This window comes from Rheinheimera mesophila (assembly GCF_000986865.1).
In the GTDB taxonomy this organism is placed as follows: Bacteria; Pseudomonadota; Gammaproteobacteria; order Enterobacterales; family Alteromonadaceae; genus Pararheinheimera; species Pararheinheimera mesophila.
This window is the reverse complement of the sequence record NZ_LAVS01000086.1, coordinates 152,878-178,905: the sequence shown is the minus strand read 5'-3', so window position 1 is coordinate 178,905 and position 26,028 is coordinate 152,878. Positions and strand designations below refer to the sequence as shown.

29 protein-coding genes are annotated in these 26,028 nt (G+C 47.9%); 14 read left to right on the top strand and 15 right to left on the bottom strand.

Annotated features, from left to right (window positions below):
* The first annotated feature begins 12 nt into the window (after positions 1-12).
* The 5 genes from SD53_RS13550 to SD53_RS13530 are packed head-to-tail and all read left to right on the top strand — an operon-like array spanning position 13 to position 2,808.
* Complete coding sequence (locus SD53_RS13550) at positions 13-555, top strand: DUF2058 domain-containing protein (RefSeq protein WP_046520713.1); 543 nt, start codon at positions 13-15, stop codon at positions 553-555.
* Positions 549-977, top strand: coding sequence for an alternative ribosome rescue aminoacyl-tRNA hydrolase ArfB (arfB, locus tag SD53_RS13545; RefSeq protein ID WP_046520712.1), 429 nt, complete (start codon positions 549-551; stop codon positions 975-977). The genes SD53_RS13550 and arfB overlap by 7 nt, the downstream gene beginning before the upstream one ends.
* Complete coding sequence (locus SD53_RS13540; RefSeq protein WP_046520711.1) at positions 970-1,854, top strand: TraB/GumN family protein; 885 nt, start codon at positions 970-972, stop codon at positions 1,852-1,854. The genes arfB and SD53_RS13540 overlap by 8 nt, the downstream gene beginning before the upstream one ends.
* Positions 1,851-2,369 carry a GNAT family N-acetyltransferase gene (locus tag SD53_RS13535; RefSeq protein WP_052749379.1) on the top strand — a complete coding sequence of 173 codons (519 nt, stop codon included), beginning with the start codon at positions 1,851-1,853 and terminating at the stop codon, positions 2,367-2,369. The genes SD53_RS13540 and SD53_RS13535 overlap by 4 nt, the downstream gene beginning before the upstream one ends.
* Entirely contained in the window at positions 2,353-2,808 is a 456-nt protein-coding gene (locus SD53_RS13530) for a YaiI/YqxD family protein (RefSeq protein ID WP_046520710.1), read from the top strand. The genes SD53_RS13535 and SD53_RS13530 overlap by 17 nt, the downstream gene beginning before the upstream one ends.
* Here SD53_RS13530 and SD53_RS13525 read toward each other — a convergent pair.
* Positions 2,805-3,545 carry a class I SAM-dependent methyltransferase gene (locus tag SD53_RS13525; protein ID WP_046520709.1) on the bottom strand — a complete coding sequence of 247 codons (741 nt, stop codon included), beginning with the start codon at positions 3,543-3,545 and terminating at the stop codon, positions 2,805-2,807. The genes SD53_RS13530 and SD53_RS13525 overlap by 4 nt on opposite strands.
* 46 nt (positions 3,546-3,591) lie before the next feature.
* Here SD53_RS13525 and gloB point away from each other — a divergent pair, with 46 nt between their 5' ends.
* From gloB to SD53_RS13510, 3 genes are all read left to right on the top strand, one after another.
* Positions 3,592-4,347 carry a hydroxyacylglutathione hydrolase gene (gene gloB / locus SD53_RS13520; RefSeq protein WP_046520708.1) on the top strand — a complete coding sequence of 252 codons (756 nt, stop codon included), beginning with the start codon at positions 3,592-3,594 and terminating at the stop codon, positions 4,345-4,347.
* A gap of 67 nt (positions 4,348-4,414) precedes the next feature.
* On the top strand, positions 4,415-5,989 hold the full coding sequence (locus SD53_RS13515) for a LysM peptidoglycan-binding domain-containing protein (protein WP_046520707.1): 1,575 nt from the start codon (positions 4,415-4,417) through the stop codon (positions 5,987-5,989).
* Between the two features lie 34 nt (positions 5,990-6,023).
* On the top strand, positions 6,024-6,512 hold the full coding sequence (locus SD53_RS13510) for a hypothetical protein (protein ID WP_046520706.1): 489 nt from the start codon (positions 6,024-6,026) through the stop codon (positions 6,510-6,512).
* An 11-nt stretch (positions 6,513-6,523) separates the two neighbouring features.
* On the opposite strand, the gene SD53_RS13505 is transcribed toward SD53_RS13510, so the two are convergent.
* From SD53_RS13505 to pspA, 14 genes are all read right to left on the bottom strand, one after another.
* Positions 6,524-6,733: a hypothetical protein gene (locus tag SD53_RS13505; RefSeq protein ID WP_046520705.1), complete on the bottom strand. Its 210-nt coding sequence runs from the start codon at positions 6,731-6,733 to the stop codon at positions 6,524-6,526.
* 60 nt (positions 6,734-6,793) lie between these two features.
* Complete coding sequence (gene maiA, locus SD53_RS13500) at positions 6,794-7,432, bottom strand: maleylacetoacetate isomerase (protein WP_046520704.1); 639 nt, start codon at positions 7,430-7,432, stop codon at positions 6,794-6,796.
* Between the two features lie 83 nt (positions 7,433-7,515).
* A complete protein-coding gene (locus SD53_RS13495) occupies positions 7,516-8,532 on the bottom strand; it encodes a fumarylacetoacetate hydrolase family protein (protein WP_046520703.1) in 1,017 nt (338 codons plus the stop codon).
* A 9-nt stretch (positions 8,533-8,541) separates the two neighbouring features.
* The gene (locus SD53_RS13490; protein ID WP_046520702.1) at positions 8,542-9,684 is read right to left on the bottom strand and encodes a homogentisate 1,2-dioxygenase; all 1,143 of its coding nucleotides are present in this window, start codon (positions 9,682-9,684) and stop codon (positions 8,542-8,544) included.
* Positions 9,685-9,686: 2 nt separating this feature from the next.
* Positions 9,687-10,751 carry a 4-hydroxyphenylpyruvate dioxygenase gene (hppD, locus tag SD53_RS13485; RefSeq protein ID WP_046520701.1) on the bottom strand — a complete coding sequence of 355 codons (1,065 nt, stop codon included), beginning with the start codon at positions 10,749-10,751 and terminating at the stop codon, positions 9,687-9,689.
* Positions 10,752-10,966: 215 nt separating this feature from the next.
* Positions 10,967-12,529, bottom strand: a complete 1,563-nt coding sequence (tyrR, locus tag SD53_RS13480; protein WP_046520700.1) for a transcriptional regulator TyrR — start codon at positions 12,527-12,529, stop codon at positions 10,967-10,969.
* Positions 12,530-12,876: 347 nt separating this feature from the next.
* On the bottom strand, positions 12,877-13,218 hold the full coding sequence (locus SD53_RS13475) for a 4a-hydroxytetrahydrobiopterin dehydratase (RefSeq protein WP_046520699.1): 342 nt from the start codon (positions 13,216-13,218) through the stop codon (positions 12,877-12,879).
* A gap of 27 nt (positions 13,219-13,245) precedes the next feature.
* The gene (gene phhA / locus SD53_RS13470; protein WP_046520698.1) at positions 13,246-14,046 is read right to left on the bottom strand and encodes a phenylalanine 4-monooxygenase; all 801 of its coding nucleotides are present in this window, start codon (positions 14,044-14,046) and stop codon (positions 13,246-13,248) included.
* A gap of 137 nt (positions 14,047-14,183) precedes the next feature.
* Positions 14,184-15,401, bottom strand: a complete 1,218-nt coding sequence (gene megL / locus SD53_RS13465) for a methionine gamma-lyase (protein WP_046520697.1) — start codon at positions 15,399-15,401, stop codon at positions 14,184-14,186.
* Between the two features lie 269 nt (positions 15,402-15,670).
* Complete coding sequence (locus SD53_RS13460) at positions 15,671-16,684, bottom strand: TIGR01620 family protein (protein WP_046520696.1); 1,014 nt, start codon at positions 16,682-16,684, stop codon at positions 15,671-15,673.
* Positions 16,681-18,060 (bottom strand): YcjX family protein, encoded by a 1,380-nt coding sequence (locus SD53_RS13455; protein ID WP_046520695.1) that lies wholly within the window; start codon positions 18,058-18,060, stop codon positions 16,681-16,683. Before SD53_RS13455 ends, SD53_RS13460 begins: the two co-directional genes overlap by 4 nt.
* Positions 18,061-18,109: 49 nt before the next feature.
* Complete coding sequence (gene pspC, locus SD53_RS13450; RefSeq protein ID WP_046520694.1) at positions 18,110-18,520, bottom strand: envelope stress response membrane protein PspC; 411 nt, start codon at positions 18,518-18,520, stop codon at positions 18,110-18,112.
* The gene (gene pspB / locus SD53_RS13445; protein WP_008898263.1) at positions 18,513-18,749 is read right to left on the bottom strand and encodes an envelope stress response membrane protein PspB; all 237 of its coding nucleotides are present in this window, start codon (positions 18,747-18,749) and stop codon (positions 18,513-18,515) included. The genes pspC and pspB overlap by 8 nt, the downstream gene beginning before the upstream one ends.
* A 25-nt stretch (positions 18,750-18,774) precedes the next feature.
* Positions 18,775-19,443 (bottom strand): phage shock protein PspA, encoded by a 669-nt coding sequence (pspA, locus tag SD53_RS13440; RefSeq protein ID WP_046520693.1) that lies wholly within the window; start codon positions 19,441-19,443, stop codon positions 18,775-18,777.
* A gap of 183 nt (positions 19,444-19,626) precedes the next feature.
* Between pspA and pspF the strand changes: the two genes are divergently transcribed.
* From pspF to SD53_RS13410, 6 genes are read left to right on the top strand one after another with little or no spacing between them, the layout of a single operon-like run.
* The gene (gene pspF / locus SD53_RS13435) at positions 19,627-20,709 is read left to right on the top strand and encodes a phage shock protein operon transcriptional activator (RefSeq protein ID WP_046520692.1); all 1,083 of its coding nucleotides are present in this window, start codon (positions 19,627-19,629) and stop codon (positions 20,707-20,709) included.
* A complete protein-coding gene (gene sapA / locus SD53_RS13430) occupies positions 20,706-22,322 on the top strand; it encodes an ABC transporter substrate-binding protein SapA (protein WP_046520691.1) in 1,617 nt (538 codons plus the stop codon). The genes pspF and sapA overlap by 4 nt, the downstream gene beginning before the upstream one ends.
* Complete coding sequence (locus SD53_RS13425) at positions 22,319-23,338, top strand: ABC transporter permease (RefSeq protein ID WP_206539940.1); 1,020 nt, start codon at positions 22,319-22,321, stop codon at positions 23,336-23,338. Before sapA ends, SD53_RS13425 begins: the two co-directional genes overlap by 4 nt.
* The gene (locus SD53_RS13420) at positions 23,339-24,232 is read left to right on the top strand and encodes an ABC transporter permease subunit (protein WP_046520690.1); all 894 of its coding nucleotides are present in this window, start codon (positions 23,339-23,341) and stop codon (positions 24,230-24,232) included. It abuts the gene before it with no gap.
* The gene (locus SD53_RS13415; protein ID WP_046520689.1) at positions 24,232-25,221 is read left to right on the top strand and encodes a peptide ABC transporter ATP-binding protein; all 990 of its coding nucleotides are present in this window, start codon (positions 24,232-24,234) and stop codon (positions 25,219-25,221) included. Before SD53_RS13420 ends, SD53_RS13415 begins: the two co-directional genes overlap by 1 nt.
* Entirely contained in the window at positions 25,218-25,991 is a 774-nt protein-coding gene (locus SD53_RS13410; RefSeq protein WP_241481805.1) for an ATP-binding cassette domain-containing protein, read from the top strand. The genes SD53_RS13415 and SD53_RS13410 overlap by 4 nt, the downstream gene beginning before the upstream one ends.
* The last annotated feature ends 37 nt before the right edge of the window (positions 25,992-26,028 follow it).

Sequence of the window (26,028 nt, the reverse complement as noted above, 5' to 3'; positions counted from 1 at the left end):
CAGGACATTTTTATGAGTAAATCACTGCAAGAACAGTTGCTCAAAGCAGGCCTTGGCAACGAGAAAAAATTAAAAGCGATAAAAAAAGAGAAGCACAAAGAGCGGGTGCAGGCGGGCAAACACGGCACCGTGGTGAATGAAGCTTCGGTGCTTGCCGAACAAACCAGACAACAGCAATTGCAGCGCGATCAGGAGTTAAACCGTCAGCGTAAAGCCGAACAGGATAAAAAAGCTCTGGCGGCTCAGGTCAAACAATTGATAGAGCTCAATACTATTGCACATCAAGGTGAAACCGCCTTTAACTTCACCGACGGTAGTCTGGTGAAACGTTTATACGTCAGCAACCGTATCCATGCCGAATTAACCAAAGGTCAGGCCGCTATCGCCAAACTGGCTGAGCAGTATTATGTGATCCCGGTCAAAGTGGCAGAAAAAATCCAGCAACGTTTAGCAGAAACCATCATAGTGCTGCATAACACAGGGCAAAGTGCCGAAGTGCAGGCGGAGGATGATCCTTACGCGGCTTATCAAATTCCGGATGATTTGATGTGGTAACTTTAGCTCAGGTTAAACCCGGCCTTGAACTTGATTTGGACGAGCTGGAGCTCAGCTATATTCGGGCTCAGGGCAGTGGTGGCCAGCATGTCAATAAAGTATCGACCGCAGTACAACTGCGTTTTGATATAGGGCGCAGCAGTTTACCCGACGAATTTAAGCAAAAACTACTGCAGTATCCGGACGATCGGATCAGCAAAAGTGGCGTGATTGTGATAAAAGCTCAGGCTCACCGTAGCCAGGAGATGAATAAAGAGGATGCAGTAGCAAAATTACTGCAACTGTTACAATCCGCCAGTTTTGAAGCGAAAACCAGACGCGCCACTAAGCCCACTTTTGGTGCCCGCATGGACAGGCTGAAACAGAAAACGCAGCATAAAGAACGCAAAAAATTGCGCGGAAAAGTAGGCGCTTATGATTAATCAGAGGTTTTTGGTAGTGTTCCGTATCTTGTGTGTTTTTTCGTTCGTCTTACTCAGTCATGCTGTATCCGCTGACGGGGTCTGGAAAGTCAGCAAAGGCCCTGAGTATTTTTATCTGGCGGGCTCGATTCATTTGCTCAGTGTTGACGATTATCCTCTACCACCTGAATACCTGACAGCGCTGAAAAACAGTGACACTCTGCTGCTGGAAACCGACTTGGAGCAACTCTCAAGCCCACTGGGTATCAAGCAGATGATCAGGCTAAACTCCTACCCTTCAGGTGAGAATCTGTTGCAACAGTTATCTGAACCCTTAGCCAAACAACTGGCCGACTATTGCAAAAAGAATAATATTCCGCTTGAGCAGATCACACGTTTTAAACCCGCTTTTGCCGCAGTGATGCTGACGACCACTCAGCTTCGGGCTCAAGGGGCTACAGCTCCCGGAGTAGATGCCTACTTGCAAGAGGAAGCGAAAAAAGCGGGGAAAAAAGTAACGGGGCTTGAAACTATGCAACAGCATCTGGCTGTGCTGACCGAACTGAATAACAGCGGTGCTGAAACCTTGATTAAAAGTACCATGGAAGATTTAACTGACAGCAGCGAAGACTTTGATGCAATGCGAAAAGCTTGGCGCAGTGGTGATTTGCAACAACTTGAGCATTTATATTTGGATGATTTAAAGAGTTATCCAGCCATCTACCAAAGCTTGATTGTGAAAAGAAACAATGCCTGGGTTAAACAATTGCTGCAGGCTCGTTATCAGACCCCGGTCTTTGTTGTGGTAGGCGCCTTGCATTTGGCAGGCAACGATGGCTTGATTAAGCAACTTGCACAACAGGGATATCAAATCACAAAAGTACAAGGCAGCTTATGAAACATCCGCCTTATCAGCTCAGTCCGGTTACTCCTGAACAATCAGCTTATCTGCATAATTGGTTTGATTCACAACAAGATTTGGATCAGTGGGGCGGTGAAGGTTTTGTGTTTCCGATTCGTGCTTTGCAGTTTTTGCAGCAATTGTATTTACCCGGGACTCAAAGTTATTGGTTGTATCAACACAGACAACGTGTTGCCTTTGGTCAGCTTTGCGACCGTTTTGACTGCAATCATCTGGCCCGTTTACTGGTGCATCCGGACCATAGAGGCCAGGGCCATAGTAAAACCTTAATCAAAGGACTGATTGCACAAGGTTTGCAGCAGCAACCTCAACGGGACTTTTCGTTGTTTGTTTATCGTAAAAACCATATCGCAGTGCAGTGTTACCAACAATTAGGTTTTGTCGAAGCCGAACAACCTGGCGTGGCCGATCCCTTGCTGTTTTTTATGAAATTAAGCCGTAAAGTGGCAAAACAATTGTTGAAGGACCATCAAGATGCCAATCTGGGTTGATGCAGACTCCTGCCCCAAAGTATTAAAAGAGATACTGTTTAAAGCCGCAGAGCGAAAACAAATGCTTTTGTATCTGGTGGCCAATCACAGCTTACCGATCCCCCGCAGCTCTTATATCAAAGCTGTGCAGGTAGAACATGGTTTTGATGTGGCAGACCGCTATATTGAACAGCGGATAAGCGACGGTGATTTATTGATCAGCAACGATATTCCGCTAGCCGCCGCCGTTGTCGCCAAAGGAGCGCTTTGCATCACCAGCAAAGGCCGATTACTGACACCAGATAATATCAGTGACCGACTGACGATGCGAAATTTACAGGAAGAGCTGCGCAGCAGTGGTGTGCAACTGTCTGGCCCTGCGCCTCTGGGTCCGCAGGACAAGCAACAGTTTGCCAATCAGTTGGATCAGTGGCTGCAAAAGCAGACCAAAACCAGTTAATCGTGATAGAGCCCCTGCCGGGCGCTGATGCCTTTGACGGAGGTTTGAAAAGCCGGAGTGCGTTGCCATTTCGGCCGGATGGGCGTCAAAGGCAATAGCCTTTTACGGGCAACCAGCAAATACGAAGCGCCAAAATAGCCCAGATAAGTTTCACACCACTGCTGCCACCTGCTCTCCGGTTTATGTTTGCCAAGTAAACTGGACCAGAAAAAACGTTGCTCATACATCACTTCAAAGCCTAATAAATGCAGCCAGTCTTTAACCCGGGATGGGGTAAAAAACCGGCCAGCCCAAGGCAATTGTTGTTTTACACCAGGCCAGAGTTTCATCAGTCCGGCGCTGCTTAACGGATTGTAACCGCTCAATAGCAGGTAACCATCCGGCATCAGGACACGATGAGCTTCCCGGACTATGTGGTGTGGGTCTGGGTAAAACTCCAGACAATGTGACAACAAGACAGCATCTATCGACTGCTCCAGAAAAGGCAATGCATCGGGCTCTGCGACCACTGAGGCCTGTTCAGCCTGTTCTGTTAAGTGGATCTGATGTTTGATAGTGCAGGCTGATGTATCTAAAGCGCAGCTTAAACTGCCCACTTTCAAAAGATGGTAGCCGAATATTTTCGGCCACCACTGATTCAATTGTCTTTCTATGGCGTTGGCCATGAGCTCCCCTTGCGGCAATTGCTGCCACTGTCTGGGGACTACTGTACTGTGGTAACTTAACGCAGGTTTCATCCGGTACACTACACCCTTATCAGAACATCAGCCATGGATAGTTAGTATGCAAGATATCATCGCCATAGCGGCTTTTAAGGATAACTATATTTGGTGCTTGCGCCAAGCGAAGTTGGCCCTGGTGGTCGATCCGGGCGACGCCTTGGCAGTGCAACAGTATTTGCAACAGCAGCAGTTGCAGCTTGCAGTGATCCTGATCACGCATCACCATCCGGATCATACGGGCGGCATTCTGGAACTGAAACAACTCTGGCCTGAGGCGGTGGTCTATGCCCCGGCAGCGGAGCAACATAAAATTCCTTATGCCGATCAATGGTTGGAGGAAAATCAACAGCTTGAACTGACTGATTTCAATTTAACCTTTAACGTGATGCAACTTCCTGGACACACCCTGGGTCATATTGCCTACTATTCAGCGCCCGTTCTGTTTAGTGGTGATACGTTATTTAACGCAGGTTGTGGTCGTTTGTTTGAAGGCACTGCGGAGCAAATGTGGCAAAGTTTGTCACGTATTTTGGCCTTGCCCGACCAAACGTTAATTTACGCCACACACGAATACACCCTGGCCAATCTGGAGTTCGCCCTGTGGGCAGATCCGGATAACAAAACATTGGTCAGCTACAAACACTGGTGTCAACAGCAACGAGCAAAGCAGCAACCTACGCTGCCAACGCCCCTTGCTGTGCAACGACAAATCAACCCCTTTTTAAGGGCTGAAGATATCGATTTGCAACACCGCTGGCAACAACATAATGCCGTGGATCTATTCACTGCATTACGATCCGCCAAAGATCGATTTTGATCCCTAACCTTGCTTTTGAAGGCTGAGCAGGTAACATAAGGCGGATTTTTTATTTTGGGAAAAGCGAATGCTGAAAAAATTATCTGTCGCGGTAGCGGCTGCACTGCTGGCCAGTTGTGCCGTTCCAACCCAACAGGATAAAACAGCAGACTCTGCTGACGGGCACTATGAGAGCTCGGATGCTCCTATTCAGGATAAAGCGGCTTCGGCTCAGCAAGTCGCCAATGCCTTGTTGAAACACAACTCGCCGCTCCAACCCGACGCTAAGTTAGCTCAGTACGACAACTTATGGCAGCGTATCGCGGATCAAATGACGTTGACAGTGCCAGATAATGACGATATCGAAACGCAAAAGCGATTTTTTATCCGTAACCAAAAGCTGCTGAAAACAGCCTCTGATAACGCTGCACCTTTTTTGTATCACATTGTCACCGAACTAGAACGGCGCAATATGCCGCTTGAGCTTGCCCTGCTGCCTATAGTGGAAAGCACCTATAATCCCAAAGCAGGCTCCTTTTCTGGTGTATTGGGGATTTGGCAATTCAGTTCGGGGACTGGACGTAACTTTGGGTTAAAGCAAAATGCCTGGTATGACGGCCGTCGGGACGTGATTGAATCCAGCCGCGCTGCGATGGATTATCTACAGTATCTGTATAGCAATGTTGAACAGGATTGGCTCAGTGCAGTCGCCGCTTTTAATGCCGGAGAAGGCAGAGTATTTAAGGCGATTGAGCGCAATAAATACCGCGGAAAACCGACAGATTTCTGGTCGCTGAATCTGCCGAAGCAAAACAGCATTTATATCCCCAAATTACTGGCGATAGCGGAGCTGCTGAAAAATGCGGAGAAATACGCTATCCCAATGCCTATGCTTGCTAACCAACCCCAAACTAAAGTGATCTCAATTAACCGGGGGCTGGATTTAAACAAAGCAGCAGAGCTGTTGGATATCAGTGTGGCCGAAATCAGGCGCCTGAACCCTGGCTTTAAAAGTACCACAGTGCCAAGCGCCAGTTATCAGTTAGTCGTACCTGTCAGCAGTCCAGATACTATTGGTCAGCAACTGGCAGCTTTACCTCAAGTCAAGGTCGCACCTGTGGCTTCATCTGGCCGCTACAAGGTCAAATCAGGCGATAGCTTAAGTAAAATTGCCGCGGCTCACAAAACCTCAGTTAAAGCCATACAGCAGGCCAATCAGTTAACCAATAGCCAGTTGAAGATAGGCCAGCAACTGATTATTCCCGGTCAGACAGCTATGGAACAGACCACAGCCAAAGCTCGCTTTGGTAAAACGTCCACCAGCCGCTCTGCGGCTCAAACCTATACAGTGAAAAGTGGCGATAACTTATGGGAAATTGGTCAAAAACTGAAAGTCAGTACGGAACAACTGACAAAATGGAATAAACTCACCGCCAAAACTCAACTCAAGCCAGGTCAAACATTAACTTACTACACCAAGTCAGGACAACAATCGACTACTAACGGCAAAAGTATGACCTATAAAGTCAAAGCAGGTGACTCTTTAGCCAGCATAGCCCAGCGATTTAAAGTAAAGGTTGCTGATATTGTGAAATGGAATAATATTAAAGCAAATAAGTACTTACAGCCCGGACAAGAACTCACCTTATATCTGGCGAGCTGAAGGCAGACGTGGTGAATAGAGGTTGAGGTGTTGTATGGTTAAAATGAGCTTGTTGTTACTCTTTTTGCTATGGCTGCCCAAGTCATGGGGCTACTTCACTGTGCCAGGTCATGGCCAGTTGGTGCTATTGGATGGGTCCAGACAAAGCTTACAGTTTGGTTTTGCTTTTACCCAGAAAAACGGCACTGACGTATTTCAGGCCGGAATACAGCAAGTCGAAGTGGCTGAATTACCAGACAAATACACTCTGGCCCTGGTGTTGCATCAGGATGAACAAATTTGGGTAACAGACTGGATCAATCAACCTTTACAGGGGTTTGAATGGACGCTGGGTAAACACAGTTTTAAGCTCAGTAAAAACACGGATCCGAAATACCAAGACAAAGCACGCGGCGGTTATGTCTTGATGTTTGACAAGACGCCCTACTTTTTTCATAAGAACATGGCACAAATTAAGTTTCACTTTACCAGAGATGGTGTCAGCGAAGTGCGTATCGAGGGTATGTTCACTCCGGGTCGTTAACAGTCCGCTGGCTAAGATTGATCCTCTTTTTGCAACTGCAACCGCGGAATAATGCCCCACAACAGACAGAGCGTGGGGGCCATCCAGTGAAACCACCAATGCCAATCCATAGTGCGGCCCTGGGTCAGCAGGTAGAAACTCAGTAACACTTGTGTCAACAAGCCCAGAGTTCCCATGTAAAACAAAACCGCATTCACAGGTTTTTTTGGCAATTTCATCATGCTGCTCTCTCCTACCACTGCACCAAAAGCAGAGTAACAAAAGCAACAAAACTATGCGACTTAAACCGCATCGGATTGCTGTTCAGGAGCCGCCTTTTGAAAAGCCTCTAGTTGATTACAACGCTGATAAATAGCGCTGATCAGTGGATAATCCGTCATCTCCAGTTGAAAACGTAAGGCGTTGTACACTTGTGGTACCAAACACAGATCAGCCACTGTCACTGTATCCCCAAAACAATAACGCCCTGCAGTACACTGCAGACGTTTCTCAAGCGCTGTGAAACCTATCGCCAGCCAGTGTTTTATCCACTGCATTTTTTCTGCTTCTGATAAAGCCAAAGGTCCGGTCAGATACTGCAGCACCCTCAAGTTGTTCAAAGGATGGATATCACAGGCGATATCCAGCGCAAAGGCCATCACTGCCGCTTTTTGTGCTGGATCTGCAGGGTATAAAGCAACGTGCGGGTAGCTATCCTCAAGATACTGAATAATGGCCAACGACTGATTCAGGCTCAGCTCACCATCTTCCAGGGTAGGCACCAGCTCCGCTGGATTTAATAGTTTATACCCGGCACTGTGCTGCTCGCCGCCATTATTGATCAGATGCACAGGACAATGTTCAACTTGCAGACCTTTTAAATTTAACGCAATACGCACTCTGTAGGCGGCGCTGGAGCGCCAGTAACCATGTAATTTCATTCTGTAATATCCCTGTGAGGCAGATACAAAAAAGCCAGTCGTCTCACACTCGTCAAACGACTGGCCTTATCACTCTAACCAAATTAAGCGCCGTATTTCACTACCTTTTGCTCTATAGCACCAAAGATGGAGTGGCCCGCTTTATCCAGCATTTCAATCCGAATGCTGTCACCAAACTTCATAAAGGATGTTTTAGGTGCGCCATCCCGGATGGTTTCAATCATCCGGATTTCAGCGATACAACTGTAGCCCAAACCGCCTTCATCAATGGACGTGCCGTAGTCTGTGCCTTGTTTGTTGGACACAGTGCCGGAACCAATCACAGCACCGGCACCTAAATTGCGGGTTTTTGCGGCATGAGCCACCAGTTGACCAAAATCAAAGGTCATATCCACCCCAGCGTTTGGTTTGCCAAACAGCTTACCGTTCAAATGCGACACTAATGGCAAGTGTAACTTGGCATCCTGCCAGTCAGCGCCTAATTCATCCGGTGTTACCGCGACTGGGCTAAACGCAGAGGCTGGTTTGGATTGAAAGAAACCAAAGCCCTTTGCCAGTTCATTCGGGATTAACCCCCGTAACGATACGTCGTTGACCAGCATCACCAGACGGATTTTATGCCGGGCTTCTTCAGCACTGATGGCCATAGGCACATCGTCGGTGATCACAGCCACTTCAGCTTCAAAATCAATACCATAGTCTTCGCTGACCACTTCAATTGCATCGCGTGGACCAATAAAGTCGTCTGAGCCGCCCTGATACATTAAAGGATCAGTCCAAAAGCTTGGTGGCATTTCTGAGTTACGGGCACGGCGTACTAACTCGACATGATTGACATAAGCGCTGCCGTCTGCCCACTGATAAGCGCGCGGCAAAGGCGATTCGCACTGTGCCTGATCAAAAACCTGTTCGCCTTGCACTGAGCCAGTGTTCAGTGCCTGATAGACTTCAGCTAACTGCGGAGCTGTTACAGACCACTGATCCAAGGCCTGCTGCAGCGTAGCGGCAATATGCGATACAGCGACGCAACGGCACAAATCACGACTGACCACCACGAGCTGGCCATCACGCTGGCCGTTTTTTAAACTTGCTAACTTCATTTTTAATCCTTACACAGCAGCCGGTTTGACTTTCCAGCTATTCACATAGTCCGGGTTTTCCGTGGCTAAAGCCGCGTCGCCGACAGAAAGCGCATCGCGGGTATCCAGCATCACAGCTACTTCGTCGGTGAATTTCTTTTTATACTCACGACCTGCCGCAAAGGCTTTTGGATGCGGTCCATGAGTAAACCCTGCCGGATGGAAAGTCACCATGCCACGTTCAATATTGTCGCGGCTGAAAAAATCCCCTGCATGGTAAAACAGCACTTCGTCGTAGTCGTCATTGTTGTGGTAAAACGGCACTTTTAATGCGCCCGGATCGCTTTCGATAGGACGAGGCACAAAAGTACAGACCACAAAACGTTGTGCGACAAAAGTGGTGTGCGCCGATGGTGGTAAGTGGTATCTGTGGCTCATTAAAGGCCGGATATCACGCCAGTTGATCCGCATCACCGCCAAATCACCGTGCCAGCCAATGGCGTCCAGTGGATTATAGGGATAAGTAATAACCGAGACCTCACCGTGACGTTTCACCTGCACCTTACTTTGCTGCTCGCTGTACTGCGCTTTGAAGGCCTCATCTATTTTTGGCGTGTCGATCATGGCCGCATCAAAAATCGCATGATTGCCGACCAAACCTTTTTCCGGTAGCTGGAAAGAATCATTGGTCGCTTCAATCATCAGCAAAAATAGCGGCTCCGTGACTTCTAACCGCCACATAGTCGAACGTGGGATCACCACATAATCGCCATCTCGCAAGGTTAAATGACCATAGTCACAAAACAGCTCTGCCGCCCCCTCGTGGACAAACAGTAGCTCATCACCGTCGGCATTCCGCACCAGATAATCCATCGACTCTGTTAAACGCCAGGTGCGCATTTTACAGTGTGCATTGTGCAATAAAGTCGGCACTTGCCATGGCGACACGTTTTGATTACCCGCTATGTTGTTAAAGTTGTACAAACGTGGTTTTAACGGCCCTTCCCAGTCACTCCAGCCGGTTGGCGCATGGGTGTGATGGAAATGGGTTGCCGGGCCGAAAAAGCCACTGCGACCGACTTCACGCTCATAGATGGCTCTGTCCGGAAAATCAGCATGAGCCTGACGGGAAATCTCGCCTTCTTTTAGCGGAAAAGACGCCCATTTACGCATAGTTAAATCACTCCACGGCGGATTTGATCTTCTTCAATGGATTCAAACAAAGCTTTAAAGTTGCCTTCGCCAAAACCTTCATTGCCTTTACGTTGAATGATTTCAAAGAATACAGGGCCGATCACAGTTTGGGTAAAAATCTGCAATAAAATACCGTCTTTCATTGGCGCACCGTCGATCAGAATACGCAACTGCTTTAACTGTTCCAGATCTTCAGTATGGCCTTCCACCCGGGCGTTCACACGCTCGTAATAGGTATCAGGGGTTGGCATAAAGTCCATACCCCGCTGGCGTAAAGTGCGCACTGTCTCGTAAATATTATCTGTGGTCAGCGCTATATGCTGGATGCCTTCACCTTTGTATTCACGGATAAATTCTTCAATCTGAGACTTATCATCTGAAGATTCGTTGATTGGAATGCGGATTTTGCCACACGGCGCTGTCATCGCCTTCGACACCAAGCCTGTTAGCTTGCCTTCAATGTCAAAATAACGGATTTCGCGGAAATTGCCGATGCGCTCATAAAAACCAGCCCAAACCGCCATATTGCCGCGACGTACGTTATGGGTCAGGTGATCGATGACTTCTAAACCCACCTGATTTTTTGCCATTTCGGACTGCCAGTTATCATGGAACTTAAAATCAACATCGTAGACAGAATTCTGGCCATAACGGTCAACAAAATACAGCAGGCTGCTGCCGATACCATAGACTGCAGGGATATTCAGTTCCATAGGGCCGACCTGATTCTGATACGGCTTAGCGCCGTTCGCCACTGCGTGTTTTAAAGCCTCTGCGGCGTCTTTGACCCGGAAAGCCATAGCGCAAACGCTTGGACCATGTTCAGCAGCAAATTGCTCCGCCTGGGAATTTGGCTGACCGTTCACAATAAAATTCACATCACCTTGTTTGTATAACCAGGCTTCTTTTGAGCGGTGTTTGGCCACTTCAGTAAAACCTAACGACTTAAATAGCTGCTTCAGATCTGCAATACCCTGCGCTGTGGCGGCAGTGTATTCAACAAACTCAAAACCGTCGGTACCCAAAGGGTTAATAGGGTCAAACATAAAAGTCTCCAGACAAAATTAGGCACATTTGTGCTTATCTTGCGCTTGCCGGAAAAAAAAGAAAGAGCGGCCCGAAGGATGACTAAACCGCTTAAAAAGGCCTGTTTTGTACATAAAACCTGACAAAAACATCATTTCGCTTAAATATGAAGCAAAAAGGCCCTAAAACGAGCTTTAGGGCCTTTTATTTGTAGAGCAAATCACACAATACGTATTTAAATTTTTACGCTCTTGCGGTTAATACCATATTCACGCAATTTATTCGCAACAGCGGTATGACTTAACCCCAGTTTTTTCGCCAATTGACGTGAGCTTGGATAAGCCGGATAAAGTTTTCTGAGCAAATCAGCTTCAAAATTTCGCACCGCTTCATCCAGGGTGCCGTCAAAGTCTTTTTCCAGATAACCAAAGTCGCTGGTGTAACTGGGGAGCTGCATATGCTCTTTATCCAGCTCGTACCCTTCAAGTAAAGTCACAGCGCGGTATAAAGCATTTTCTAACTGACGCACATTGCCAGGCCAGGGGTAGTGCTGCAGAAAATTGGCACAGGAGTCGGTCAGTTTTGGCGCTTTGCGACCCAAACGGGCGGCAAAACGGGCAATAAAAAACTCAGCAAGAGGAACCACGTCCTGTTTACGTTCACGTAGCGGCGGCAACGTCAGGGTCAGCACGTTCAGGCGATAGAATAAATCTTCGCGGAATTTACCTTCCTGCACCATGGCAGGTAAGTCTTTTTGTGTGGTGCAAATCACCCGCACATCGACTTTGACTTCATTTTCATCCCCCACCCGACGGAAACTGCCATCCTGCAAAAAACGGATCAGCTTGGTTTGCAGCTCACGCGACATCTCGCCGACTTCGTCAAGGAACACAGTGCCTTTGTTGGCCTGCTCAAAAATACCTTTTTTCGCCTCACTGGCGCCGGGAAAGGCGTTAGGGCCATGACCAAAAAGCTCTGACTCAGCGACTAAATCCGGCATGGCCGCGACGTTGACCGCTAAAAAAGGTTTACCTGTTCTACTACTGGCCGCATGGCAGGCGCGAGCCAGTACTTCTTTGCCCGTGCCAGTCTCACCCATGATCAGAATGGGGGCGTCTAACTGAGCCATTTTTTTCGCTTCACGCACCACTTTACGCATTAAATTGCTATGGGCATGCAGGTTGTTAAAACTTTCCTGATCGCCTTTTTTGAACACCACCATCTGCTCGCCTAAGCGGCTTTCAGATTTCAGGTTCAGTACAGCACCAGCCAGAATATCTTTGCCAGAATCATCCGGTACCAGCACGGGCAATAAATCAGCAATAAAACGTTTATTTTGAATTTCTACCTTGCGGGTTTGTGCCAGTACATCCTCACTCTCCAGCCAGCGGCTTAAATTAAAACCTTTGACCATAGCGGTGAGCGACTGACCTTCAATGGCACTGCGCTCCATTGACAGGGCCTCCAGCGCAGCTTCATTGATAATGGTGACATTAGCACGGGTGTCAACGGCGATGATGCCATCAGGCAAAGTGCGCAATAAGGTACACAATTCGTTGTGTTCACGCTCAGACGGCATAAAAGCTGTGGTTTTGACGTCGTCTACACCAGGAATACGGCGGATTTTCGCCATCAGCTCCTGAAACTTTTCAAATTCAACAGTCGGAAAAGACACAAAAATCCGGCCGAGAGTCGGATCAACCTCAATACCACGCAAATCCAACTGATAACCCACCAGGATATTCAGCACTTCCTGAGTGATCCCCAGTCGGTCCTGGCAATGAATTTCTAACCTCATGATACAAAACCACCTCATGCTTCTGCTTAGGTTTAATCATACGGTAAAGAGGCTCGGGCAGACCAGTATTATTTGTAAAGAAATATGCACAACCCCTTCGTACTTGAAGCCGCAGCGGCGTTGTCTGCGCTCTATCGCCCCAATAGGTTGAACACATCACTTTTAGCGTGACTTGCGCATTCTCGCTTCAATCCAATTACACATAGGACAACTATGTTCATGGGGACTCTTTCACTTGTCGCCTTGCTGCAACATCAATTACTTTGGGGTATGGGGGTATAACGGGTATAGAGGGAGTAAGGACCAACAAAGAAAAGGCCTGCAGAGGCAGGCCATCAAGGTCGGTGTTAAGACGCTAACAATGCATCTGTTTTAGCAGCGCAGATAAAGTCGTTTTTATGCAAGCCTTTAATCGAGTGCGACCACCAGGTGACTGTTAACTTGCCCCATTCCAGCAACAAGGCTGGGTGGTGACCTTCGTCTTCCGCTAACTGCGCCACTTTCTGATGAAAGGCCCAGGCCAGCTTAAAATTCTTAAACTTGAACTCGCGTTCCAATTGCAAAATACCGTCGCGCACGACTGGCGTCCAGTCTGGGATCTGATGCATCAACTGAGCTAATTCGTCATCCGATACCCTCGGAGCATCAGCACGACAGGCTTCACATTTGGCTTGTTTTAATTCAGACATTTTTTAATTCTCTGTGATGGGCCGCTGTTAGCTGGCCTTTTTTTCTTTAGGCGGAAATTTAGGAGCATGTAAGCCCAGGGCTTTGGCTTGTTGAACCATCGCCATCAAATCCAGTTGTGACACATCAAACAAATCATTGATGGAGTTAATCATAAAATACACGGGCTGCATAATATCGATGCGATAAGGGGTACGCAGTACATCGACGACATCAAAAGCTTTGCGCTCTGGAATATCAGAGCCTATAGCGTATTGTGTTTCACCGGGCGAGGATAAAATACCGCCGCCGTAGATGCGCAAGCCGTCCTTGGTAGTTAACAAACCAAACTCGATAGTAAACCAGTACAGACGTGCCAGATATACCCTGTCTTCTTTGCTCGCTGCTAAGCCCAATTTGCCGTAGGTATGGGTAAATTCAGCAAAAGCCGGGTGGGTTAGCATGGCGCAGTGACCAAAAATTTCATGGAAAACATCGGGTTCCTGCAGATAATCAAACTCTTCTCTGCAGCGAATAAAGGTTGCAACAGGGAACTCTTTGTTGGCTAACAGTTGGAAAAAGCGATCGAAGCTGATCAGTGCAGGTACTTCGGTCACTTTCCAGCCAGTCGCAGGCTGCAGCACCGCATTAATCTCAGAGAGCTGCGGAATACGATCCAATGGCAAGTTGAGTTTTTTCAGTCCATCCAGGTATTCATCACAGGCTTTGCCCTCAATGCAGGATAGCTGACGCTGCATTAACTCAGACCAGATTTGATTCTCTTCTGCCGACCAGTGAATAAAGCCATGTTCATCCGACTGGTGCGACACATATTGACTTGATTTGCTCATAGCACCCTGTTGTTTCGATCTCATCACGGTTGGATCAACCTTTTAGTTGCGGCCGATACTAGAGGATTGGACAACGACTGTTAACCCATGGTCGAGTTGACGTGAACGTCAACTCTGCTATTTTTGTAAAGCAATGGTTACAACGACAAGGGGCTCCTCTGCTGCTTTTGCTGCATCAGACTCAGCGCCTGCGTCAGGTCTGCAATCAGATCCTCGACATGCTCAAGCCCCACCGAAATACGGATTAAACCATCGCTGATACCAGCCATCTGTCGCTCTTCAGCGCTGTAGGGGCTGTGCGTCATAGAAGCCGGATGCTGAATCAGCGACTCCGCATCACCAAGACTCACCGCCAGACTAAACAACTTACATTGATTAATAAAATAACGACCATCATCCAGACTACCCTTGAGCTCAAACGCCAGCACACCGCCTGCTGCTTTCATTTGTTTGCCAATAAATTTATAGCCAGGATGCGACTTTAGCCCAGGGTAATAGACCTGTCCTACCGCCGGATGAGCTTCGAGGAATTCCGCTACTTTTTGCGCATTCTGACAATGCCTCTCCATCCGCACCGACAAGGTTTTTAAGCCTCGGATAATCAGCCAGGCATCATGCGGGCTAATGGTGGCCCCCATATCTTTGAGGGTCGTCAGCTTAATCTGGGTAATGTGCTCAGTGCTGCCGACAATAATGCCAGCCACTACATCGCCATGGCCGTTCAGGTATTTGGTTGCGCTATGCAAAATCAGGTCGATGCCGTAGTCGGCTGGTTTTTGCAGTAAAGGCGTCAGGAAGGTATTGTCGATCACCGAAACCAAGCGGTGCTGCTTAGCAAAGCGCCCGATAAAGTCTAAATCCAGCACAGTCAACGTCGGGTTGATGGGCGTTTCGGCAAAGATCATTTTGGTGTTAGCTTGAAGCGCTTGTTTGATCGCCTCATGGTCTGTCATATCAACAAAACTGACCTCGATGCCGTAGCGGGCAAACTGATGATTAAACAGTGCAAAGCTGCAGCCATAAATAGCTTTACTGGCGATCAAATGATCGCCTTGTTGTAAAAAAGCCATGGTGGCAGCAGCAACAGCGCCCATGCCAGTGGCTGTCGCCGCGGCATCCTCCATGCCTTCTAATGCTGCAACTTTCAGCTCCAGCTCTCGTGTGGTGGGATTGCCTAAACGGGTGTAAATGTAACCCGGCTCTTCACCAGCAAAACGCGCTGCGCCTTGTTCGGCGCTGTCAAAAACAAAAGTAGAGGTCTGGTACAAAGGCGTCGCTAAAGCGCCGTGGGGGTTTAAACCGGTTTTTCCGGCGTGGATACATACTGTATCCGGATGACTGTACTGCTTACTCATAAAACACCTGTTGCTGGATACCCTTCGTACTTGAAGCTGCAGCGTTGTTGACCGCACTCCTCGCCCCATTCACATAGCACAACTATGCTTATGGGGTCTCGCTCGCTTGTCGCCTGGTTGCAACACCAATTACTTTGGGTATGTATTTACTTGTTATGCGTTTTTTTATTTTATCTAAACAAAAGGTTATATCAGCGACAAGGCATATAGACATCTGACGGTCTGTGGCAGCACCGTCAGTTGCAGTAGAAATAACAGGAGATGTAGCGTTAAGTTGACAACGATTCGGCCTTGCCGAGTAAACGGCGCACTAAGGCTTTGCTTAAATCCAGCAGGCTCAGCTTTTGATGTTGCGCTAAAGGCAAAGGCCGTAATAGCTGCTGCGCGGCTAAACCTAAACGAGCCACCAGCATACCCGCTATTAAGCCCTGCCCTGCCCGCATCGATAATTTGCCGGTCAGTTCAGCGCCCAGCATATCAGAGCCCAGGTCCAGCGCCAGCTCTGAACTTCCCGCCCATAACAAGGCCGCAAATAGCCTTTTGATTAACAGCAGACTGCGCAGTTGCCCTAAAGAGGCACCATAAGTTTCAGCCATTTGCCGCAATAATTTGCTGGTGCGCCACAGCACCAAAAGCATGTCAGCCAGAGCAAAAGGACTGATAGCCACGGCCATAGCAGCATCAGCAGAGGCTTGATGAATTTGCTGACGTACTTTTGCATCCGCCTTGTTCAGTACAGTCAGTTCAAACAAATCCAACAGCTCCTGATCGCTGTGCTCTGGCTTTTTTTGTACTTTCCAATCTGCCACATCCTGTTTGGTTGATTCAGGTAATACAGCGGCAATATCCAGACAAAGTTGTTCGGCTTCACCGTATTGAATACTGGCATGAATACGCTGATGCGCCTGCTGCCAACTGCGGGTTTTGGCAAGTCGTCGCCACAAACGCCATTCACGCACCACCAGCAGACCGCCGAAGATGAGTAAAGCCGCACAGAACAGGGCGTTCAGCACAGTACTGATCCCCGGAGCGGTAAAAGCCTGCCCGATAGTGGTTACAGCGCTGTACAAAGCCACAGCCACTAATAACACCACACTACACAGCCCAGCCCAGACGAACGCAGATAGACGCCCTGATTTTGCCGGTGCAGGCTCAGCTTGGGGTTCAACCGAAAAATCTGCCGGGTCAAACTGCACAGCCTTCGTCATCGGCAGCCCTGAGTCCTGCTCAGAGCCGATAAAATCAGCGTCCTTAAAGCGTTTGGCTTGTTTTAGATCAGTCATGTCAATTTATCTCCTAGCAGGTACTCCAGCAGGTGATCCAAACGGATATGTTGCAGCAGTTGCTGTTTAGGCCATGGCAAAGGCGAAAGTTGCTGAAATTCAAACTGATGCGCGCTAAAAAGCTGATGATCTGGCCAGTAGCGAGGTACATCGCCCGGATAATAGGTCAGCGCCTCTGCTGTCTCGGCACTAAAACCGCGTAAACAAGCCTGCTGCACACCATTTTGTTTCACAAAACCTGCCTCACTGGCTTTAATGGCCGCTATGGCCATCACTTCGTAAGGGCAAAGCTGAAACTTCACACTCTGCAGATGCTGCAGCAGAAGTTGCTGCAATAACAACGTCAGCGCCTGATGCTGATCCGGGGTCACATGGTCCGCCTTACTGGCCGCAAACAACACTTTACTGATCCTTGGTTTAAAAATACGCCGCAGCCAATGCTCAGGGCCATAATCAAAACTTTGTAAAATCAGCAACAAACTTTGTTTCAGCTCCAAAAGTGCCGATTCACCGGCATTGAGTGCCCCCAGAATATCCACCAGAACCACCTGACGGTCTAACCCGGAAAAATACTGGCGGTAAAAAGGTTCAATCACCTGCGTCTGGTAGCTGATAAAATGCTTTTGCATCAAATCCACCAGCGCGCCACCTTGTACCAGTTGTTCCGGTAACAACGGCAGCAGTTGCAACAAAGGTGTACCAGCAAATTCACCGGGCACCAGCAATCGGCCTGGTTGATTTAAATACGCACCAGCCAGGTCGCGGAATTGTTGCAGTAAATGGCTGTATTCAGCACACAGCTCCTGCACAAAAAGCACTGAGGTATCATTTAAATCAATGGCCTGCAGGCGCTGCCTAAAACTCTCTGCGGTAGCAGCTCTATGGGGTTGAGCAAAGAGTGACCAGCTTTGTTCACACCACTCTTGATAACTTTGCTGCAGCATGGGTAAATCCAGCAGCCACTCACCAGGATAATCCACCAGCACCAGTTCAGTTTCCTGATGCTCCTGAAAACGGGCCCGTAAACCCGATCCAGGTCGATAACGCAACGTTAAGGTCAGTTGACTCCAGCGTACTGTTGATGGCGGCCAGCGGGCAGGCTGCTGCTGCAGATAACTTAAATTTTTTTCAAAAGCAAAACGCGGTAACTGGGGCAACTGATTATCATCAATACGTGCGCCTAGCCAGCGCTGCTGCATCACAGAAAAAAAGGGCAACTGTGTGGCGTTGCTTTGAGTAAGTTGGTGCACTATGGCGGTTAACAGCGCAGTTTTTCCTGCGCCGCTTAAGCCGGTCACACCTAATCTGAGCTGACGGTGAAAGGTGCGCTTTGCCAGTTGTTCTGAGTGCCAGCGCGCCTTTGTTAACCAATCCATGCAGTGTTCCTAGTGGGTGTGTTTTCGACAGAGTTGCTCTGTACTTAAACTATAACTTGCTGAGTTCTCTGTTCAGTTGAAACTTGGCAGAGGTGACATGAGTTTCCATGTCGCGTAAACGTAATTCCAGACTGTTAAATTGATTGGTCAGGTGGTGCAGCGCTGATTTTGGTGCTTCGCCACGTTGCCATACTCTGGTTTTAACTTCCACTGGCCGTTCATCGTAGGAAGGTTCAGTCAGGCCTTTTTTCGCTTCATGCACTGATTTTTTTTCCAGAATAAACCAGGCAGCTACATACAATACCGGTAATAACCCACCTAAACCCAACAGCACCGAAGTGACGACAATCAAGCGCACTAACCAGACTTCCCAGCCGAAGTAGTCTGCAATACCAGCACAGACTCCGGCCAGTTTGCCGTTGCGGTCATCCCGCAACAGCTCTTTGCGTATTTTAGTCATGTTTCTCTCTCCACTTCGGTGACTCCGCATCTAAAATCGCTTCCAGCGTTTTGATGCGGTCTGCCATTTTTTCGGCGCGATGAGACAACTCATTCAGTTGAGCCAGTTCACTGTCACCCAAACCTTCACCAATTTTGTTTTTACTTCTGTAGTGCATAAAGACCCACAGCGGTGCGACAAAAATCATGAACAGGATGAACGGTATACCAATGACCTCACTAATTTCCATTTTTAGCTCCTACAACGCCTGATGATCAGGCGTTATCTTTTTTAGACATTTTAGCTTTTAATTCAGCCAGTTCGTTATCGATTTTGTCAGATGAGGCCAATTCTGCAAACTCATCTTTTAAGGTCTTTTTGCCTAAATCGTAGGATTCAACCTGAGCTTCCAGTGAATCGATTTTTTGCTCATAACGCTCAAACTTGTACATGGCATCGTTTAAACGAGTGCTGTCTAAGGTGCGTTTTACATCCAAACGGGATGATACTGTTTTCTGGCGCATCAGCATGGCTTTCTGACGGGCCTTGGCATCCGCCAGCTTATCCTGAAGCTGAGCTACTTCATCCTGCAGCTTGCTGACATGCTCATCCAAATGAGTAATGTCGGCAGCCACTGCTGCAGCCTGGTCAGCCGCTTTCTGGCGTTCAATCAGCGCAGCACGGGCTAAGTCTTCACGTTCTTTGCTTAAGGCCAGCTCAGCTTTGGCTTGCCAGTCGGCGACTTCTGCTTCTAACTTAGCCACCACACGTTGAAGTTCTTTTTTCTCTGCAATGGTTTTGGCTGAGGTTGAACGTACTTCAACCAATGTGTCTTCCATTTCCTGAATAATCAGGCGGACCATTTTTTCCGGATCTTCTGCTTTATCTAATAAAGCATTGATGTTGGAATTTACGATATCTGAAAAGCGAGAGAAGATACCCATACTGTTTTACCTCTAAATGACTTGTTGGATTCGCTATTATCTATTCAGGTTTCTTGCCAACTTGCCAAAATAATTTAAATCATTGTTTTATATGCAATTTATTTATATCACAAAAAGACTATGCCAAGTTCATGTTATGAAATACACTACTTATTAGTTAATTTCACCACTTCGTGACCCCAGATGAGCAGAAGTTTTCAACAAGACAATTTAATAGGCCAATCCAACAGCTTTTTAAACGTATTGGACCAGGTGTCGCAAATCGCACCTTTGCACAAACCTGTACTGATCATCGGAGAGCGAGGCACAGGTAAGGAGCTGATCGCAGCCCGTCTACATTACCTGTCCCAGCGCTGGGATCAAAACTATTTAACGCTTAACTGCGCGGCGCTGAACGAGAATCTGCTGGAAAGTGAGCTCTTTGGCCATGAAGCCGGTGCCTTTACAGGCGCAGCGAAACGTCACGAGGGACGCTTTGAGCGCGCGAATGGCGGAACTTTGTTTTTGGATGAACTTGCCAATACACCCGCTATGGTGCAGGAGAAATTATTACGGGTGATTGAATATGGCGAATTTGAGCGGGTCGGTGGCAGTCGTTCGGTCAAAGTGGATGTGCGTTTAATATGCGCGACAAACGAAGATTTACCTTCGATGGCTGAACAGGGCGAATTTCGTGCTGATTTGCTGGACCGGCTGGCCTTTGATGTGATTACTCTGCCCCCGATGCGGGAAAGACAAGAAGATATTCTGGTGCTGGCCGAACATTTTGCCGTTAATATGGCACGCGAGCTGGGGTTTGAACTCTTTAGCGGCTTTAGCGAAAAGGCCAAACGTACGCTGTTAGACTATGATTGGCCGGGTAATGTGCGGGAGCTGAAAAACGTGGTGGAGCGCAGCGTCTACCGCACTAATAATCCTTATGTGCCGGTGCATCACATTCAGTTGGACCCTTTTGAATCGCCATTTCGCCCCAGAACCCGGGTGCGTACTGTGGACCGTAAGCCACAGGCAGATAAAGCAGTGGTAGCCAATAAAGAGCAAAGCAGCGATAATCAGCCAAGCACAGTCAACCCAGCTTCTGCTTTTGAATTCAATCAAGTGCAGGACTTTAAAGTCTTGTCGGAAAACTTTGAAATGAATTTGATCAAACAGGCGCTGGCTGCCTGTCAGTTTAATCAGAAGAAAACCGCTGAAGCATTGAATCTGACCTATCATCAGTTACGTGGTTATATGAAAAAGTACAAACTGCTGGACAGCCAACAATGATCAAAGCCTTACTGAGCCTGATGGTACCTTGTGGCTCACTCTTGATACTCAGTGCCTGTCAGCCTGATATCCCGGAAACTATCCAGCAAGGTATGGTGTACTGCGCCGAAGGCTCTCCAGAGAGTTTTAACCCGCAACGGGTCACCTCAGGCACTACTATTGATGCAATTAGTCAGCAGCTTTATGACCGCCTGCTGGACATTGACCCGGCGACAGGGGAATTGTTGCCCGCATTAGCCACCGCATGGCGTTTAAGTCCGGATGGTAAATCTTATTGGTTTACTTTACGGCCAGACGTGCAGTTCCACCACACAGCTTTTTTTTCTCCGGGCCGGCCTCTGAATGCAGAGGATGTGACTTTTACTTTTAATCGTATTTTACAAACTGAACATCCCTACCATCAGATCGGCGGTGCCAGTTACCCCTACTTTCAAAGTGTGGACTGGGGCTCTCTGGTTAGCTCTGTGGTAGCAGAAAACTCCACCACTGTACGTTTTGAACTGACCAGGCCCGACAGCTCATTTTTATCCAATCTGGCTACTGATTTTGCGGCTATTTTATCTGCCGAATACGCCGAACAACTGCTCAAACAGGGTACTCCTGAGCTGTTGGATCAACGTCCGGTTGGCACAGGACCTTTTTTCTTTAAAGAATATAAAAAGGATCAGTTTATCCGTTATTACCGTCATCCTGAATACTGGCGGGGTAAAACTGAACTGACCCAATTGGTCTTTGATTTAGTGCCAGACAACGCCAAACGTATGGCCAAATTATTAACCCATGAATGTGATGTAGTGGCTTATCCGCGTAACGCAGAGCTGAAACTCATCACCGAGCGGCCTGATGTCGAAGTCCAAAGTCAGATCAGCATGAATGTCGGATTCTGGGCGTTTAACACCCAAAAGGCACCTTTTGATAATGTGCTGGTACGAAAAGCGCTGGCCTATGCCATTAACAAAGATGCGATTTTAGAAGCTGTTTATTTTGGTTATGCAGATAAAGCGAAAACTCTGCTGCCCCCGACCTCCTGGGCTTTTTACCATGACTTGCCTGAGCAGCAGTATGATCCGGTCAAAGCCAAAGAGTTATTAGCTCAGGCTGGCTACCCCAATGGGTTTCGTATGGATATCTGGGCTATGCCAGTACAACGTTTGTACAACCCAAACGCATTAAAGATGGCCGAACTGATGCAAGCAGATTTAGCCAAAATTGGCGTCCGGGCCAGCATAGTGTCGTTTGAGTGGAACAGTTTCAGACGTAAGCTGTCAGAATTTGAGCATGATTCAGTGTTGATTGGCTGGTCGGCTGACAACGCCGATCCGGATAATTTCTTCCGGCCACTGTTAAGCTGCAGCGCCGCCCAATCAGGCAGTAACAGGGCCAATTGGTGCGATCCTAACTTTGATACACTGATTAATCAGGCCTTGTTAACCGCAGATGTAAAACAAAGACGCAGCTTCTATTTAACAGCCCAGCTTTATCTGGACGAGCAAATGCCATTGGTCAGTATTGCTCACTCCAAACGTTTTCAGGCCAAAAGTGTCAAAGTCACAGGGGTCACCATTAACCCCTACGGCGGTATTTCGATGGCCGCAGCGAGAAAATCCTTATGATGCTGCATTATTTTTTACGCCGTGCTTTTTTAATAGGATTTGTTTTTGTCGCCTTAACTGTATTGGCTTTTAGTTTAAGTTATCTGTTCCCGGGTGAAGTGCTGAATAACATCTCCGGCCTGACCGATATTCAGCCGGAACAACGGCAGCAGTTGATTCAGTATTATGCGCTGGACCAATCTTTGTTGCAGCAATACATAGCCTATGTGAACCGTATTCTGGATGGTGAATGGGGCTTATCATTTTCCAGCCAACAACCAGTGTTATCTGAAATTATCGCTGTATTTCCAGCCACACTGGAACTGGCCAGCTACGCGTTGATTTTATCTTTTGTATTGGGCATCCCTCTGGGATTATTTGCCGCGGTCAAGGCCGATAGTGTGTTTGGCAAACTGATTTCTGCAGTCACGCTGGTGGCCTACTCCATTCCTATTTTCTGGTGGGCGCTACTGCTGATCATGTTGTTTTCGCTGACCTTAGGCGTATTGCCAACAGCAGGACGGATTAGCGTGTTATTTGACATTCCAACCACTACAGGTTTTATGTTACCGGATATCTGGTTGTCTGATATTGACTATAAATCCGAAGCCAGTCAGGACGCTTTTCGGCATTTGTTGTTACCGGCCATAGTGCTGGCCACTTATCCAACGACTGTGATGATCCGTTTCACCCGCGATTCTATGCTGGCGGTGCTGGAGCAAAGTTATATAAAAACAGCCCGGGCCAAAGGCTTAAGCCGCTTTGAGGTGTTGTATCACCATGGCTTACGTAATGCACTCTTGCCTGTGATCCGACAAATTGGTCTGCAGTTTAGCACTCTGATCACCCTTGCCATGATCACCGAAGTGATCTTTTCCTGGCCGGGCATAGGCCAATGGCTGCTGGATAGTATCTATCAGCGTAATTATCCGGCTATTCAGGGCGGTTTATTGGTGGTGTCCTGTTTAGTGATCGTCGTGAATATGCTGACAGAAATTCTGCATACCTTGTTTAATCCACTGGCCAGGAAAGCATAAATGAAAAAATTCCGGCTGTATTTCGAGGAACAAAATCGCGGGCCCTTAACCCAGCTCTGGCAGCAATTCCAGCGCCAGCATGCAGCAGTGTTTGGACTGGTGATGTTTGCTTTTTTCCTGTTGTTGACGTTGTTTGCACCGCTGATCACGCCACATAATCCTTATGTGCAAAATCCGGATCTGCTGTTACTGGCCCCTTCCTGGAGCGATCAGGGGTTAGTGCAATATCCATTTGGTACCGATGATTTAGGCCGCGATTTGATGTCGCGTCTGATGAAAGGTGCGACCTACACCTTCGGTATCGCGCTGGTGACTGTGATGGGAGCCCTGCTGATGGGCTTGGCTTTGGGTGCTATGGCAGGCATGAGTAAAGGTGTTAAATCCAGTATTTTTAATCATGTATTGGATTTGGCATTAACTATCCCCTCTCTGCTGCTGGCCATCATTATAGTGGCGGTATTAGGCCCTGGACTGTGGAACACCACCTGGGCCATTATGCTGGCGCTGTTACCGCAGTTCGTGCATGGCATCCGCAATGCGATACAAGACACCTTAAAACAGGATTTTGTCGCGGCGTATCGGTTGGACGGTGCTTCGAACTGGCAGGTGTTGCGTTACGCTGTTTTGCCGAATATCTGGGAGCATATAACTGTGATGGCGACCATGGCACTTTCAACCGCTATTCTGGACATAGCCGCTTTGGGCTTTTTAGGCTTAGGTGCACAAGCGCCTACCTCAGAATGGGGGGTAATGATCGCTGATGCGCTGGATTTAATTTATCTGGCGCCCTGGGCCATAGCTTTGCCGGGTATCTTAGTTTTTGCTGCAGTGTTGTCCGTAAACCTGGTAGGTGACGGCTTACGGACAGCGATGAAAAAGCGGCGGGAAAACTGATGATTTTGCTTGATATAAAAAACCTGACGATAGAGCTGGAGACTGCTGAAGGCTTAATTCGCGCTGTCGACAGAGTCAATCTGACCATAAGAGAAGGCGAAATCCGTGGCCTGGTGGGTGAGTCTGGCTCAGGCAAAAGTTTAATCGCCAAAGCCATAGTTGGGGTGCTGAATAAAAGGTGGCATATCACCGCAGACCGTTTCAGTTGGGCAGGTCAGGATTTGCTCCGGCTCTCCTATGAAGAACAGCGTAAAATCATAGGCCGTGATATCGCGATGATTTATCAGGAACCCAGCCGCAGTATGGATCCAACCGCTCCTATACTGGAACAGCTTATTGAGTCTATCCCGGATTCAGAACTGGAAAGCAGTTGGTGGGGCCGGCCATTCGAGCGTCGGAAAAAAGCCATAGCTTTGCTACATAAAGTCGGGATCCGCGACCATCAGGCGATTTTTAACTCCTACCCTTACCAGCTACCTGAAGGGGTCTGCCAAAAAATCATGATTGCTATGGCGATTGCAAAAAAGCCCAAGCTTTTGATTGCCGATGAACCCACCACAGCACTGGAAAGTACCACTCAGGCACAGTTATTTCGTTTATTAGCCAGCTTTAATCAGCTCAAAGGCATGTCTATTTTACTGATCAGCCACGAGCTGGAAACGGTAGCCCGTAACACCCAAACCTTAAGCGTGCTGTATTGCGGTCAGTTGGTCGAAGCTGGTGAGACAGCCACTATTTTGAAACAACCTTTGCATCCTTACACTGATGCATTGATTAAAAGCGTGCCGGAGTTTCAGCCAGATCTTGCCAGTAAACAGCCGTTGTATGCGTTGCCTGGCAGTATTCCAACCTTGCAACACTTGCCGATAGGCTGTCGTTTAGGGCCTCGTTGCCCCAATGCGCGTAAGGAATGTGTCAAAACACCAGTGCTGGATCGCTTACAAAACCACTATTTCAGTTGCCATTTTCCACTGCAGGGTAAGAAATGATGACCACGCCTTTATTGGAAATCCGCCAACTGTATAAAAGTTATCAGAAAGCCCAGGGTATCTTTGGCCGTAAAACCATTCAGGCGTTGTCAGATATCAGTTTTAGCCTGTACCCTGGTCAAACCCTGGCGATAGTCGGTGAAACCGGCTCAGGCAAAAGTACACTGGCCAAATTACTGGTCGGCATAGAAACACCGGACAGCGGTGAAATATTGCTGGAGGGTGAAGCGGTCACCATCAGTGACTATAAAAAATACAATCACGTCATTCGTTACATCTTTCAGGACCCTGCCCGTTCGTTAAACCCGCATCAGAAAGTAGGACAAATGCTGGATGATGTATTGCGATACAGCACGCAACTGGATGAAGAACAGCGTCAGGATAAAATTCATCAGACCCTGCAGCAATTAGGTTTAATGGAAGAGCATGCGGATTATTATCCTCATATGTTCTCAGGCGGCCAATTACAGCGTGTAGCGCTGGCCAGAGCCCTGATTATGGATCCGAAGCTGTTGATACTGGATGAAGCCTTAACAGCACTGGATCCATCGCTAAGGGCTCAGATTGTAAACCTGTTACTGGAACTGCAAAAAAATACTGGTTTATCCTATTTGCTGATCACCAACCACCTGCGGCTGGTGCGGCATATCAGCGACAGCATGTTGGTATTGCATCAGGGCAAAGCCCTGGACTACGGCCAAACTCATGAGGTGTTCAGCAATCCACAGCACGATTACAGTAAAAAGCTGATTAAAAGCGCACAAAGTTAACGACTTAGCTGAAACGACAGAAAACAAAAAACCAACC